Origin of the sequence: Cupriavidus pauculus (genome assembly GCF_002858765.1) — a bacterium.
In the GTDB taxonomy this organism is placed as follows: domain Bacteria; phylum Pseudomonadota; class Gammaproteobacteria; order Burkholderiales; family Burkholderiaceae; genus Cupriavidus; species Cupriavidus pauculus_B.
In genome coordinates this window covers 1-12916 of sequence record NZ_PJRP01000027.1, presented here as the reverse complement: position 1 = coordinate 12916, position 12916 = coordinate 1, and the positions used below count along the sequence as shown (strand labels likewise).

Annotated in this window: 10 protein-coding genes; 4 read left to right on the top strand and 6 right to left on the bottom strand. The window is 60.5% G+C overall.

The genetic code is table 11. From position 1 onward, the window contains the following. Nucleotides 1–80 precede the first annotated feature (80 nt). Together CYJ10_RS32040 and CYJ10_RS32035 are read left to right on the top strand one after the other, a co-directional pair. The gene (locus tag CYJ10_RS32040; RefSeq protein ID WP_101685471.1) at nucleotides 81–911 is read left to right on the top strand and encodes a shikimate dehydrogenase family protein; all 831 of its coding nucleotides are present in this window, start codon (nucleotides 81–83) and stop codon (nucleotides 909–911) included. 80 nt (nucleotides 912–991) lie between these two features. After that, a complete protein-coding gene (locus tag CYJ10_RS32035; protein WP_101685470.1) occupies nucleotides 992–1675 on the top strand; it encodes a GntR family transcriptional regulator in 684 nt (227 codons plus the stop codon). Between the two features lie 202 nt (nucleotides 1676–1877). On the opposite strand, the gene CYJ10_RS32030 is transcribed toward CYJ10_RS32035, so the two are convergent. The 4 genes from CYJ10_RS32030 to CYJ10_RS33985 form a co-directional block, all read right to left on the bottom strand. Further along, the gene (locus CYJ10_RS32030) at nucleotides 1878–3269 is read right to left on the bottom strand and encodes an efflux transporter outer membrane subunit (protein ID WP_101685469.1); all 1392 of its coding nucleotides are present in this window, start codon (nucleotides 3267–3269) and stop codon (nucleotides 1878–1880) included. Continuing rightward, on the bottom strand, nucleotides 3266–6457 hold the full coding sequence (locus CYJ10_RS32025) for an efflux RND transporter permease subunit (protein WP_101685468.1): 3192 nt from the start codon (nucleotides 6455–6457) through the stop codon (nucleotides 3266–3268). The genes CYJ10_RS32030 and CYJ10_RS32025 overlap by 4 nt, the downstream gene beginning before the upstream one ends. Then, nucleotides 6454–7641 carry an efflux RND transporter periplasmic adaptor subunit gene (locus tag CYJ10_RS32020; RefSeq protein ID WP_101685467.1) on the bottom strand — a complete coding sequence of 396 codons (1188 nt, stop codon included), beginning with the start codon at nucleotides 7639–7641 and terminating at the stop codon, nucleotides 6454–6456. Before CYJ10_RS32020 ends, CYJ10_RS32025 begins: the two co-directional genes overlap by 4 nt. 75 nt (nucleotides 7642–7716) lie before the next feature. After that, nucleotides 7717–8091: a hypothetical protein gene (locus CYJ10_RS33985; protein ID WP_146002162.1), complete on the bottom strand. Its 375-nt coding sequence runs from the start codon at nucleotides 8089–8091 to the stop codon at nucleotides 7717–7719. A gap of 389 nt (nucleotides 8092–8480) precedes the next feature. On the opposite strand from CYJ10_RS33985, the gene CYJ10_RS32015 reads away from it, so the two are divergent. Both CYJ10_RS32015 and CYJ10_RS32010 read left to right on the top strand, forming a co-directional pair. Beyond that, nucleotides 8481–9437 (top strand): TIGR03571 family LLM class oxidoreductase, encoded by a 957-nt coding sequence (locus CYJ10_RS32015; RefSeq protein ID WP_101685466.1) that lies wholly within the window; start codon nucleotides 8481–8483, stop codon nucleotides 9435–9437. Nucleotides 9438–9601: 164 nt separating this feature from the next. Next, entirely contained in the window at nucleotides 9602–10492 is an 891-nt protein-coding gene (locus tag CYJ10_RS32010) for a LysR substrate-binding domain-containing protein (protein WP_101685465.1), read from the top strand. A 667-nt stretch (nucleotides 10493–11159) separates the two neighbouring features. On the opposite strand, the gene CYJ10_RS32000 is transcribed toward CYJ10_RS32010, so the two are convergent. After that, nucleotides 11160–12227 carry a porin gene (locus tag CYJ10_RS32000; protein WP_101685463.1) on the bottom strand — a complete coding sequence of 356 codons (1068 nt, stop codon included), beginning with the start codon at nucleotides 12225–12227 and terminating at the stop codon, nucleotides 11160–11162. Between the two features lie 71 nt (nucleotides 12228–12298). Then, on the bottom strand, nucleotides 12299–12823 hold the full coding sequence (locus tag CYJ10_RS31995; protein WP_101685515.1) for a gamma carbonic anhydrase family protein: 525 nt from the start codon (nucleotides 12821–12823) through the stop codon (nucleotides 12299–12301). Between the last annotated feature and the right edge of the window lie 93 nt (nucleotides 12824–12916).

Genomic DNA, 12916 nt, shown 5'->3' with positions numbered 1-12916 from the left:
TCGATACATGATATAGGATATATCCTCGCAGGCAAGAAATTTCTACCCACGTATTCAATCTTGGTCCAGGACTCACGCTCATGCACCCCGCCAATCTTCCGCCCGTGGCTGCCATCAACGGGCAAACCCGTGTCGTTGTCATACTCGCCTACCCCACCCACCACGTACGCACGCCAGGGTTTTTCAATGCATATATGGCAGAGACGGGAAACAATGCCGTTCTCGTGCCCTGGCAGGTCGCGCCGGCACAATTGGCCGAAACGGTACGCGGCCTGCGCGAAGTCGAGAACCTTGCAGGGCTGATTGTCACCGTGCCCCATAAGCAGGCGATGGCCCGGCTGTGTGATGAGTTGGAAGGCATTGCAGCGGATCTGGACGTCTGCAATGTGGTACGTCGAACCCCCGATGGCCGCCTGATTGGCGCCATGTACGACGGCGTGGGCTTCGTCGAAGGCATGCGCCGCAATCAAATCGATCCGCGGGGCAAGCGCACGCTGCTGTTGGGCGCAGGAGGCGCCGCCACGGCAGTGGCTGCCGCACTGCTTGACGCCGGGGTCGCGCAACTGACTGTGGTGAATCGTACGCCAGAAAAGGCCGAGGATCTCGTTGCGCTACTGCGGGCGCGCCAACCCGGCGCCGCCGTCCAAGCCGCCGTCAGTGCTCAGGGAGTTTGGGATCTCGTCGTCAACGGCACCTCTTTGGGACTGAAACCGGACGACCCACTGCCACTCGATCCCGCGCTACTTTGCCCTGATACGATCGTCGCCGAGGTCATTATGCAGCCTGCGGAAACCGCCCTGCTGACTGCGGCACGCGCGCGAGGCTGTCCTGTACATCGCGGCGAGCACATGGTCACGGCGCAAATCCAACTGCTGGCCGAGTTTCTGCTGGACAACGCGCACGCACAGTAGCGCCTGAACAATGGAACAGGCAATGAAGGCCGGCATATCATATATCATATGTCAGTATGCGATAGCTTAAGGCAGGCCCCATGAAAGAACTCGCGCGGGTGGAAAAAGGCAATCTCTCTTCCCGAGTCTATGACCAGATTCGCTCCGCATTGATGAGCGGCAAGTACATCCCCGGCGAACGACTGCGCGTGGCAGATCTCGCGCAGTCGCTGGGGACCAGTTCGACGCCTGTCCGCGAGGCCATCTTCCGGCTGGTGAGCGAGCAGGCGCTGAGCATGACCGCCGCCACCTCTATCACCGTTCCAGAACTGGATGCCCACACCGTGGCAGAAATCCAGCTGATGCGCACGTTGCTGGAAGGCGCCGCAGCGGAGGCGGCTGCGCTACGCGCGACGCCACAGGAAATCGCGCGGCTGCGCAAGACGCACGAAGCGTTCATCAAGGCCGTAGCGGTCAGCCCGCGCGAAGCGGCAGCCCAGAACCGCAAGTTCCATTTCGAACTGATGGCAGCGTCACGACTGACCAACTTGCAGGCCGTCGTGGAGAGCATGTGGGTCCGAATGGGCCCGTTGCTGCATATCTTTCACACAGAACTGCGCGCAAGCCGTGAGACGCTTGATGCTCATCCTCACTATCGCGTGCTCGAAGGACTCGAACATCGCGACCCCGCCGTCGCGTCCCAGGCGATCCAGGACGACATCCAGTGGGGCCGAACCGTTTTGCTGGCATGGATGGAAGCACGCGAAGAGCGGGCAACGGCGTAGCGAGCAAAGGGATGGCGCCAACGGCAGTCAGTCGCGTTATGCGACGCGACTGACTGCGCGGTGGGTATCTATTCGGGCCGCGAACGGATGATCGGAACCGGCACGCTTGGAAACGCCATCACTTGAAAGTGCCGACGTTGGGGTCTCGCTTCGCGCTCTTCCGTAGACACCTTTCGCCGCACAACCGGGCGCATTGACCTGGTCATCGACCGAGCGCTGTCACAAGACTCACCTGACTACGAAGCTCCTGGACCTCAGCGATCGATAGTGCATCCTCTGCTTCCAGCAGGGATCGTTGGACCTGGAGCGTGTCGATAAAGGCTGATTCCCCCGCCCGCCAGGACTGGTTGATCTGCTCGTATGCCGAGCGTGCGCTAGCTGCTGACTTGCGCAGGCGCGCAACACGATCCCGGTTCCTGGCCGTTGCCACGATGGCACCCTCGACTTCGTTGACCGCCACCAGCACCGTAGACCGATAGCGCAGAAGCGCCTGCTCCGCTTCCGCCTGGCGTAGCAAGACATTGCTACGTCGGCGTCCGCCGTCGAATACTGGTGCGGTGGCACCGGCCCCGAAGGCCCAAGCCAGGGAGCGCGCAAGCCCGGCACCAGACAGGCCATCCGCTGCCGCACCGATGAAGCCTGCCAGTTGCAGATGCGGCAGCAATTCCGCCCGGGCTACACCGACACGGGCGTAGGCCGCTACCGCCGCAGCCTCCGCCGCCCTTACATCCGGACGCTGTCGCAGCAGGTCGGCAGGAGTTCCGACGCCTTCCGGCGCGATCCAGTGTGGCATTGCCGCTAAGGCGTCCATCTGTGTATAGACGTCCTGTGGACTCGAAGCGGTCAGAATAGACAGACGATGCAGGGCATTCTGCCGCTCAAGTTCAAGAACCGGTAGCACAGCAAGTGTTGCCTGCGCCTGGGCTTGCGCACGATCCACATCGGCAATGGGCACCGCACCGGCGTCGAACAACTGCTTCGTCAGGCGCGCTGTCTCGGCCTGGCTTCGCGCGTTCTCACCAACCAACGATAGACGATGCTCCAGGCTACGGGCTGAAAGGTAGGTCTGCACCACCTCGCCCGTGATGGCCAGCCTGACTGCATTGGCCATCTCAGACGACGAAAGGACTTCTGCATCGGCGGCCGCGACGTTTTGACGAATGCGGCCGAACAGATCCACTTCCCACGACGCGCCCAACCCAACCTCGAAGTTGTTGTTGACGTTAGCGACGCCGGAGCTTGCTTGAGAGGCAGTCTGGCGTTGCCGACCGGCACTCGCGCTCAAATCAACCTGCGGCAACCCAGCGGACGACGCCCCTAAGCGAATCGCCCTCGCCGTATCGATACGTGAGACGGCCATCTTTAGATCAAGGTTGCTTGATTGCGCGGTATCAACCAGTTGATTCATCACCGGATCGTTGAAGCTTTCCCACCAATTCGCCAACTCTGGAACGGCACCAGCCTGCGCTAGCGACTCATTGACATAGTTGTCGGCCAGCGGCAACGTCGTGGGCGTGACCCGCTCCGGTGTCGCGCATGCCGCCAACAACACACCACCGGCTGCCAGGGCGGAGATCAATCGTAGAAATTTCATTGTTCTGCCTCCAGCACCATACCCGTCGATCCCGCAGCTGTTTTTTCTGTACCCGCAAGCTTGCGCACGACGACATAGAACACCGGCGTAAAGATCAGGCCGAAGACGGTCACGCCAATCATGCCGAAGAACACCGTCGCGCCGACCGCTTGGCGCATTTCCGCACCCGCACCCTCAGAGATGACCAGCGGCAGCACCCCGAGAATGAACGCCAGAGACGTCATGATGATCGGCCGCAAACGTTGCTGGCAGGCTTGCACAACCGCCTCCACGACCTTGACTCCTTGCATCTCAAGCTGTCGCGCGACCTCGACAATCAGAATGGCGTTCTTTGCAGCCAATCCTACGAGCACGATGAAACCGATCTGCGTCAGGATATTGATGTCTTGCCCCATTGCTCTCACACCGAGCGAGGCAGCCAACAGACACATCGGCACGATCAGGAGAATTGACACAGGCAGACTCCAGCTACCGTATTGCGCCGCCAGCACGAGATAGACCAGTAGCACGCACAGCGGGAATACCAGCAGACCAGTATTGCCCGCAGTCGTCTGCTGATACGAGAGGTCCGTCCATTCAAACGTGATGCCTGGCGGCAACACTTGCCCGGCAAGCTTTTCCATGGTGCTGATCGCATACGCGGAGCCCAAGCCGGGCAACGTATCGCCGTTGATTTCTGTAGCGGGATAGAGGTTGTAGCGCGGTGTGCGGTCTACACCCAGTCGCTCCCGTACGCGCGTCACGGTGCCGATCGGCACCATCTTCCCATCGTTGTTGCGAACTTTCAGACGCGCCAGGTCGTCCGCAGTGATGCGAAAAGGCAAGTCTGCCTGAGCGGTCACGCGATAAGTGCGCCCCAGAATGTTGAAGTCGTTGATGTACGTCGAGCCGAAGTATGTTTCGACAGCATCATTGATCTCCTGGCTAGGCACGCCCAGCATCTCAGCCTTTTCGCGATCCAGTTCCACGAAAACTTGTGGCGTCGCGGCAGAATACGGCGAATACACCCCTGTCATTCCCGGCGTTTTGTTGGCTGCCGCGATCAGGTCCTCGGTCGCCTTCGCCAACGCGGCAGTCCCGAGACCGTTGCGATCCTCAAGCCGCATCGCGAACCCCCCTGTACTGCCCAGACCCTGGACCGGAGGAGGCATGGCCACAACAATGGACGCTTCGGTGATACTTGCCAGGCGTTGACGCAGATCGTCCGCAATCCTTTCGATGGTCAGGCCTAACGGCTTGCGCTCCTCCCACGGCTTGAAGACAGGGAACAAGCCGGCATTACTTGCTGAGTTCGTACCCGTCGCGGCGGACACGCCTGAGAACACGGGCACGCGCGCCACTCCTGGCACCTGGAGGGCGATCTCTTCCACCTTGCGCGCCACGGCGCTGGTACGTTCGAGCGTTGCACCGTCAGGCATGCGTATCAGTACAACCACATAGCCGCGATCCTGAGGGGGGATGAAGCCCTTTGGCGTAGAGATCATCAGGTACACAGTTGCCGCGATCAGCATCACGTAGAGCACGAGCATAGTCGGCGTAATCGCTACCACACGACGTACAAGCACGGCATAAGCGACAGACATCCGGTCGAATCCGACATTGAAAGCCTTCGCCACGCGCTCACCACGCGCACGCAGGCCGCCTAACCGGGACGCGCCCTGTCGACCGAGTTCCTCCCCTTCCTTGTGGGCCTTCAGAATTGAAGCGGAAAGCGCGGGGGCTAACGTCACCGAGCTGAAGAGCGAGATCGCCGTCGATACTGCAATCGTGATGCCGAACTGGCGGAAGAACTGGCCGGAAATGCCAGTGATAAAGGCCGTCGGGACAAACACCGCGCACAGCACCAAAGTAATCGCGAAGAGTGCACCGCCTACTTCCTTCATTGTCAGTAACGTGGCTTCCTTTGGCGTGGCGCCGAGGGCCAAGTGTCGTTCGACGTTTTCTACGACCACAATTGCGTTGTCGACCACGATTCCAACTGCCAGCACCAGGCCAAATAGCGTGAGGTTATTGATCGAGTACCCCAGCATCGCCATGACTGCGAATGTTCCGACCAGCGACACGGGAATGGCTAGAATCGGAATGATCGACGGTCGCCAGCCCTGAAGAAAAACCAGCACCACGAGAACCACGAGCACCACCGCTTCGTAGATCGTCTTTACGAGTTCACGAATGCTGTCGCCGATGAATTCCGTTGGGTTGTAGCCGATGTTATAGACAATGCCTTTCGGGAAATCCTTGCTGATCTCCTTCATCTTCTTCTGGACGGCGTCCATCGTCGCCACGGCGTTGGCACCCGGGCGCTGCAGCACCTGGAGTGCGATGGTCGGATTGCGCAGCATGTAGCTGTCGGTCGAATAGGCAAGCGCCCCAACCTCTACCCGCGCAACGTCCTTGAGACGCACGACACGACCGTCTTTGCCCTGCTTGACCACAATGTCACTGAACCCCGCCGGCTCCTTCAATCGGCCCTCGAAGATAAGATTTGGCTGAAAGGCTTGATCCGTCACGGGCGGCTGCGCAACAACGCCGCCGGCCACTTGCGTATTCTGCGAGCGCACCGCGGCAACCACGTCTCGCGGGCTCAGATTGAACGACGCCACACGTTCCGGATCCAGCCAGATCCGCATTGAGTATTCCCGTGCCCCAAGGGGGTTGATGTCCCCGACGCCGTCGATACGCTTGAGCGCGTCGGCGACGTTGCGGATGGCGTAATTCGATACGTAGAGCTGGTCATAGCTCTTGTCCGGGGAGTACAGGAAGATCGTTCCCAACTGCGTGGGGGATGACTTTCGGACCGACACGCCACTGCGCTGCACAGGCTCCGGAAGCCGCGGCGTGGCCAGCGCCACACGGTTTTGCACAAGGACCTGTGCCTTATCTACGTCGGTCCCGGGCTTGAACGTCACGGTGAGGTTCAGGCCACCGTCCGAGGTGGCCTGACTGTACATGTACATCATGTCCTCGACCCCATTGACCTCGAGCTCGATGGGCGTCGATACCGTCTCGGACACGGTTTCGGCAGAGGCACCAGGATAGTTAGCTTGAACGACGACGGTAGGCGGCGCAATCTCCGGGTACTCGGAGACTGCGAGCGAAAAATACGCTAGCCCACCAACAATCGTCAGAACAATGGACAGGACGATGGCCAGCACCGGCTGTTCGACGGAAATGCGACCAATGTTCATGGCTTGGCCCCTTTGGAAGCTTGCAAATCATCGTGCCTCGCGGTAGCACGTGTCGTGGCCTTAACCGTCTCCCCTGGACGCACGCGCTGCGCGCCTTCGACGACAACGTTTTCGCCCGCCTTTAGCCCGCTTGTCACTTCGCGCAGGTTGCCGAACAGTCTGCCGAGTTCCACTGGTCTAATTTCCAGGCTTTGGTCAGGCTTGACGATATAGAGGACGCGCCGCGTCGCATCGGTCCCAACAGCCACATCCGGCACCAGCAGGGCCTCGTGAGCACCATTGCCCGCGATGTGCGCCCGGCCAAACTGACCTGGCGTCAGTTTCAATTGGGGATTCGCCAACCGTACACGCTGCCTGAGCGTTCCTGTGGAATTGTCTAGGCGGTTTTCAATGAAATTCATACCACCGACCAGGCTCGGTTGCGCATCGCCAGGCAAGGAAATCCTAACTTCGCGAGCTGCTGCCTGGCCACCATCGCTAGCGCTTCGCGTATAGCGCAGGTAGCTTTGCTCATCGACATCAAAATAGAAATCGATAGGGTCTTGCGAAACGATGGTGGTCAGCAACGTCGCATTCGTATTGCCACCTGTAATCAGGTTTCCTTCACTCACAAGCTTGCGACTGATCCGGCCGGACATGGGCGCAGTAATGCGCGTAAACGACAAATCGAGCTTGGCGCGTGACAATACGCCCTCCGCACTGGCCACATCCGCTCGCGCACTCTGCACTGCCTGCGCGCGCTGATCAAACAGGCTCTTGGCAATCGTGTTTGTGCTAATCAGGACCTTTGCCCGTTCATACTCTTGCAGGTTGAGACTCAGCTGAGAGTGTGCTCGGGCGAGCGTGCCTTCTGCCTCCGTCACCGTTGCCTGAAATGGGCGTGGATCGACGACGAAGAGAAGATCGCCCTTCTTGACGGTGGCACCATCTTTGAAGGCGATGGTTTCGAGATAGCCGCCCACGCGCGATCGCACTTCCACCGTGTCGATCGCCTCGAACCGTCCGGTAAAGGTATCAATATCGGTCACCTGCTGCGCAACAGGCTGGCTCACCACCACGGCCTGAACGGAAGGTTTGGCCGTGCCTTCTGACTTGCAGCCTGTAACAATCGCGGCCAAGGCCAGCGGTAGGATCGCGGCGAACGCCACCCTCTTCAACACACCGGTGTTCGGTCGTTGCTTCATGATTTCCTCACTTCAGAATTAGTGAGGGAAGCACCGACGGGTACACGGTTACTCCCCTCAGCAGCCTTGCCGATATCAGGCCGCTGCGGCGCGGGTGTGGCCGCCGTCTTCCCGAGCAGGAGGTGCAGACACGCCCGTACGGTCCATACCCGCCACGTGTGCCCCATCCTGAAAGGGAATGACATCGCGAGCGCCGTCAGAAAATACATCGCGTTGTCGGGACGGATCTGCAGAAGGTCCCGAATGGTCCATACCTGCGATTCGTGTGCCATCGGTGAACACATCGACCTGGCGATTACGATCATCGCTGGTGTTCACGGTCGTGCGTGCCCCATCGAGAAAAGGGCTTCGATCCCGCAAGGCGCCGCCGTCACCGGCCTGCGCGTGGGCCTGACTGCCCAGGAACGTTGCTAGAAGCGTGGCGGAAGCCATAAGAATTTTGCTGTTCATGATCATCTCCATTCGGGAGCCGTGTCGAACGTTGCATTGCGTCTTTGACACCATCTGCTTGCCATCGCATGCAGTGGTCCAGCACCTTGGGTTGCGGGCTGACAGGGCGAAGTATGGAGAGCGACCGTCGCGAGAAAAACCTGCGAAGGAGCAGAAATGATTTGAACTGCAGGCAACAATCCGATCGTGACTGTCGCGCGACCCCGGAGGCGAAGCGCGCCATCCCGGGCGGAAATTTGGTCGCGATCCTTGATCCTGGCGCAAGGATCATTTGCGGACGTCCGGGTTTTTCGAGACAGAAACCATGCCGACAATTGCACTCACGGCCTGATCGTTGGGACCCGACGTCGCAACGGATGGCATCACTCACATGAGGAGCACGATCCGTCATGCCAAATGCATTGGAAAGACTGACTGCCAGCAGTCTCAGTATCGGGGTAGAACTGCCACTTGATAACGATTGGGCGCCAGCTAGCGAGACGGCCCGCCAGCGCGATGGACGACTACCCGGCGAGCCTGATCTTGCACATCACGCCGAGTTGGCGCGCCTGGCTGATCGATCTGGCTACCGTGCGCTCTGGGTCCGTGATGTACCCCTCTACGATCCCCAGTTCGGCGATGCGGCGCAAGTCTTCGAAGCCTTCTCCTACCTGGGATATCTGGCAGGCATCACCGAGCGCATACTGCTCGGCACAGCGGCCATCGTCCTGCCCATTCGCGAACCACTCTTAACACTTAAGGCAGCCAACACCCTCGATCAACTTAGCAACGGCCGGCTCCTGCTTGGCGTGGCGAGCGGTGACCGGCCTGTCGAGTATCCGATTTTCCGCCGGGATTTCGAAAACAGAGGTGCCAACTTCCGGACGCAGGTCTCGATGCTACGGGACGGCGCGCCCCATCTTCCGTCCGGCGTCACGCTGCTGCCACGAACGCGAGGCGCCTTGCCCTTGCTCGTCGCAGGCCTGGCCCAACAGTCGGCAAACTGGGTCGGACAGAACATGGATGGATGGCTTGCCTATCCTGGTACGCCTGAAGACCATCTCCGACGCAGCGCCTTGTGGCGCGGCGTCGCCGGCAACAAGCCTTACATCACGTTCATCCACTTGGATCTACTGGCGGCCCCCAACGCACCCATGCAGCGCCACCGTTTCGGAGGTTCCGTGGGGCGCAATGGCCTGGTGGCAGAGCTTCATGCCATGCGCGAAGCGGGCGTCAATCACGTTGGCTTGCACTTCCGTCGTAGTCAGCGGCCCGTAAAGGACGCTATGGAAGAGATCGCGACGTACGTGCTGCCGCACTTCCAGTCGGATGAATTTGCTCCCCGCCGGGTATCCGAGGTGGTGTGAGTTGACCGCACGCAATCCACCAAAGCGGAACACACTTGGGTCCTGGCATGGGGTGCGTCAGCCCATCCGACCGACCTCCTTTACTTGCAATGAACTGCATGGCAGCCGTTCGCTCCCAGCGCAATGGCAGTTGCAGGTCAAACGCAGTCCATCCCCATCCGATCATGAAAACGACGTTTGACGAGTTGCTCACGTTCACCCTGGTGGTGGATTCTGGCTCCATCACCGCGGCATCGGAGCAACTCGGGCAGACGGTATCAGCCGTTAGTCGCGCCCTCGGCAGGCTGGAGGATAAGCTGGCGACGACTCTGCTGCGGAGGACCACGCGCCGGCTGGAACTTACGGAGGAAGGATCCGCCTTCCTCTCGCATGCTCGCCACATCCTAGAAGCCGTTGATGCAGCGGAAGAACAAATGAGCGTACGTAGGCTCCAGCCTGCGGGCACGCTGCGCGTGAATGCCGCAACGCCTTTCATGCACCACGTCATCCTCCCAATGGTGGGCGGATTCCTGCAGCAATACCCGGAACTCGCACTGGAGCTAAACACCAGTGATCAGATCATCGACCTTCTGGAACACCGAACGGATGTTGCCATCCGCATCGGCGCGCTTCGTGACTCCACACTCCACGCAAGGTCACTATGCTCCAGTCGACTCAGACTGCTGGCGAGCCCTGCTTATATCAAGGCGTATGGCTTCCCTAAACACGTGGGGTCTCTTATCCATCACCGATTGCTCGGTTTTACGCAACCTGAATCGCTCAACCATTGGCCGGTGCGCAACGAAGTTGGGGATTTGCTAAAAATCACACCAACAGTTCGAGCGTCGAGCGGTGAAACTCTACGACTGCTGGCATTGGCCGGTGAAGGTATCGCTTGCTTGGCCGACTTCATGACCGATGCGGATCGTGCCCGCGGCGACTTAGTGGAGATGTTGCCCGAGGACACTATTGAGATCCGGCAACCCATCCATGCCGTCTACTATCGCAACACCCAGCTGTCGTCTCGCATCGCCGTCTTTCTCCACTACTTGAGCGCAAATCTCGACAAGAAATAGACCCCTGCAATCCAACATGACCGGAGCAACGCCGACCGCGGCTTCGGCCTTCTGTTGGGAACCTGGAAGCGTTAATACAGGAAGCGCCTAGTGGCAAGGTCGCCGACCGGCCTATCGCGCGATGTGCGCGACCTGTCCCGGCACCCTCGTAACCGCCAGTGTCAGGCTGGAGAACGCCGGCTACCGCAGCGGCCCCGGCGAAAGCAACTACCCAGCGGACCTGCAGGCCGCCGAGGCGAAGATCGCCGCGCAGCAGGGCATTGAAGCGCCGAAAGCCCCTCTGTCACGTGGCACAGTCAGGCAATGACCTGTCGGCCAAAACGCGTTACGCGATAGCGCCGACTATCCGATAGTTCGTTTGAAGTAAGGATGGGTCGGTCTCGCTGCACTCAACTCGACAGCCAATTTGGGCGGCTTTGTTGGACCCGTTGTCAAGCGCAACCGAAATCTGAGCCGGTGGCTCAGTTTTACATTGGGCGCAACAACATTGAGGCAACCGTCGGGGACGGCCTGATGGTCTGGCGCGAAAGGCTCGGCATAGCCAGTGCCAGGTTGAGTGACAGGCGCTGCGATACTGACAGGACGGCCCGCAGGGGGGTGCGCCGTGAAGCGCCACCCCTGCGGGCCGTCTCTAAATCATGCGTAGAAGCCTCCTACTTCCAACCGGTTAGAAAATATGTCTAATTCCTGCGACCACCCCTGTTTGGTTCACCCCAGGAGCAACAGTGCCGCCATTCACCACACCCAGCGTGGAAGCGCCCTTGTTGTCCATGAATGATGCGTTGAGGTACAGGTCCGTGCGTTTCGACAGCGTATAGGCCATCGCCAGCGCGTAGCTCATGGCATCGTTGGGCGAATCGCGTCGGTCGGTGCGATAGACGCCCGCACGTACGACGAAGGCCGGGGTGAAGTTGTACGACCCGCCGATCCAGTACAAGTGGGCGCGTAGCGACGGCGCGGCTATCGTCCCCTGCAGGAACCGATACCCTGCCGTGGCCGTGAACGGTCCATCGGTCCACAGTAGACCGGTGGCGTAGCGTCGTTCGATATTCTCGGCGGACGCGGCCGAGGTACCACGACGCTGGTCGTAGGCCAACACCATCCCGAGCTTGCCGATCGTGTACGACGTGCCGGCGCCAATCTCCTGCCCGATGCGCGGATTGCCGGGTACCTCGCTGCCGTTAGCGATGGTGGCGTCGTAGCCGGCGCTGTACATGCCGGTGAGGGTCAGGTTGCCAAAGTTGCCGGTGTACTTGATGGCGTTGTCCGCCCGGTTGGCGAACTGAGCATCCTGCGCCAGCAGGCCGTAGCTGGTATAGCGCACAGGGTCGAGCGGCACGAACAGGTCATAAAGCGTGTTGATCTGCCGTCCGAGCGATATCAGCCCCCATTGGCTCTGCAGGCCAACATAGGCCTGCCGCCCAAACAGCCGGCCGCCCTGCCCCGACGTGCCGGTATCGCTGTTGAAGCCGCTTTCCAGCACGAACACGGCGCTGAGACCGCCTGCCAGGTCTTCCTTGCCGCGCAGGCCCCAGCGCGACCCAGTCACGTTGCCCGGCGACAGGCGATACACCGAACCTGAACCGTTGGTACCCGCGTGGTTCAGGAATTCGATCCCCGTATCAACCAGCCCGTACAGCGTCACCGATGTCGATGATTGGGCGCAGGCAGCGCCGGTGCCAATCGCACAGGCGAGCGCCGCCACACCGGCTGTTGCCAGTCTCTTGTAATGCATGTCTCCTCCGTCTGAATGGGAAATGGCCCACGCCGGTCTGGTTGCCGGCTGCGGGAAAACAGGGCTCGCGCTCAGGCGATGCGCTTCAGCGCGGTCTTGTAAAACGCCGCGCGCCGGGCATAGTCGTCGGCATTGGCGCGCAGGTTGTCGACCTCTTCCTGCGTCAGCTGCCGTACCGCCTTGGCGGGGGCACCCAGGATCAGCGAGCGCGGCGGAAACACCTTGCCTTCGGTCACCAGGGCGCCTGCGGCAACCAGTGACTCGGCGCCGATGTTCGCGTGATTCAGCACGATGGCCTGGATGCCGATCAGCGCGCCGTCGCCTACCGTGCAGCCATGCAGCATGGCCTGATGGCCCACGCTGACATGCACGCCAATCCGCAGCGGACAGCCGGGATCGGTATGCAGCACCGCGCCCTCCTGGACATTGCTGCCCGCGCCAATCCGGATCGGCTCGTTGTCGGCACGGATGACCGCGCCCGGCCAGACGCTGACGCCATCGGCCAGTTCGGCGCGGCCAATAACGCTGGCCTCGGCGGCCACGAAGGCGCTTTCGGCAAGGAATGGCGTGTGTTCGGCGAGCTGATAAACGGGCATGTTCTCGATGGGATGGATTGAGGGGATCATTCGACCTTCACGTTGGCCTTCTTCACCAGGCCTGCGTAACGGTCGGCTTCGGCACGGAAGAAC

What these genes read in the sequence shown, in the direction of transcription:
- CYJ10_RS32000 (WP_101685463.1), bottom strand. Translation starts at nt 12,227, where the DNA reads ATGCATTACAAGAGACTGGCAACAGCCGGTGTGGCGGCGCTCGCCTGT.
- CYJ10_RS33985 (WP_146002162.1), bottom strand. Translation starts at nt 8,091, where the DNA reads ATGAACAGCAAAATTCTTATGGCTTCCGCCACGCTTCTAGCAACGTTC.
- CYJ10_RS32015 (WP_101685466.1), top strand. Translation starts at nt 8,481, where the DNA reads ATGCCAAATGCATTGGAAAGACTGACTGCCAGCAGTCTCAGTATCGGG.
- CYJ10_RS32020 (WP_101685467.1), bottom strand. Translation starts at nt 7,641, where the DNA reads ATGAAGCAACGACCGAACACCGGTGTGTTGAAGAGGGTGGCGTTCGCC.
- CYJ10_RS32030 (WP_101685469.1), bottom strand. Translation starts at nt 3,269, where the DNA reads ATGAAATTTCTACGATTGATCTCCGCCCTGGCAGCCGGTGGTGTGTTG.
- CYJ10_RS32010 (WP_101685465.1), top strand. Translation starts at nt 9,602, where the DNA reads ATGAAAACGACGTTTGACGAGTTGCTCACGTTCACCCTGGTGGTGGAT.
- CYJ10_RS32025 (WP_101685468.1), bottom strand. Translation starts at nt 6,457, where the DNA reads ATGAACATTGGTCGCATTTCCGTCGAACAGCCGGTGCTGGCCATCGTC.
- CYJ10_RS32040 (WP_101685471.1), top strand. Translation starts at nt 81, where the DNA reads ATGCACCCCGCCAATCTTCCGCCCGTGGCTGCCATCAACGGGCAAACC.
- CYJ10_RS31995 (WP_101685515.1), bottom strand. Translation starts at nt 12,823, where the DNA reads ATGCCCGTTTATCAGCTCGCCGAACACACGCCATTCCTTGCCGAAAGC.
- CYJ10_RS32035 (WP_101685470.1), top strand. Translation starts at nt 992, where the DNA reads ATGAAAGAACTCGCGCGGGTGGAAAAAGGCAATCTCTCTTCCCGAGTC.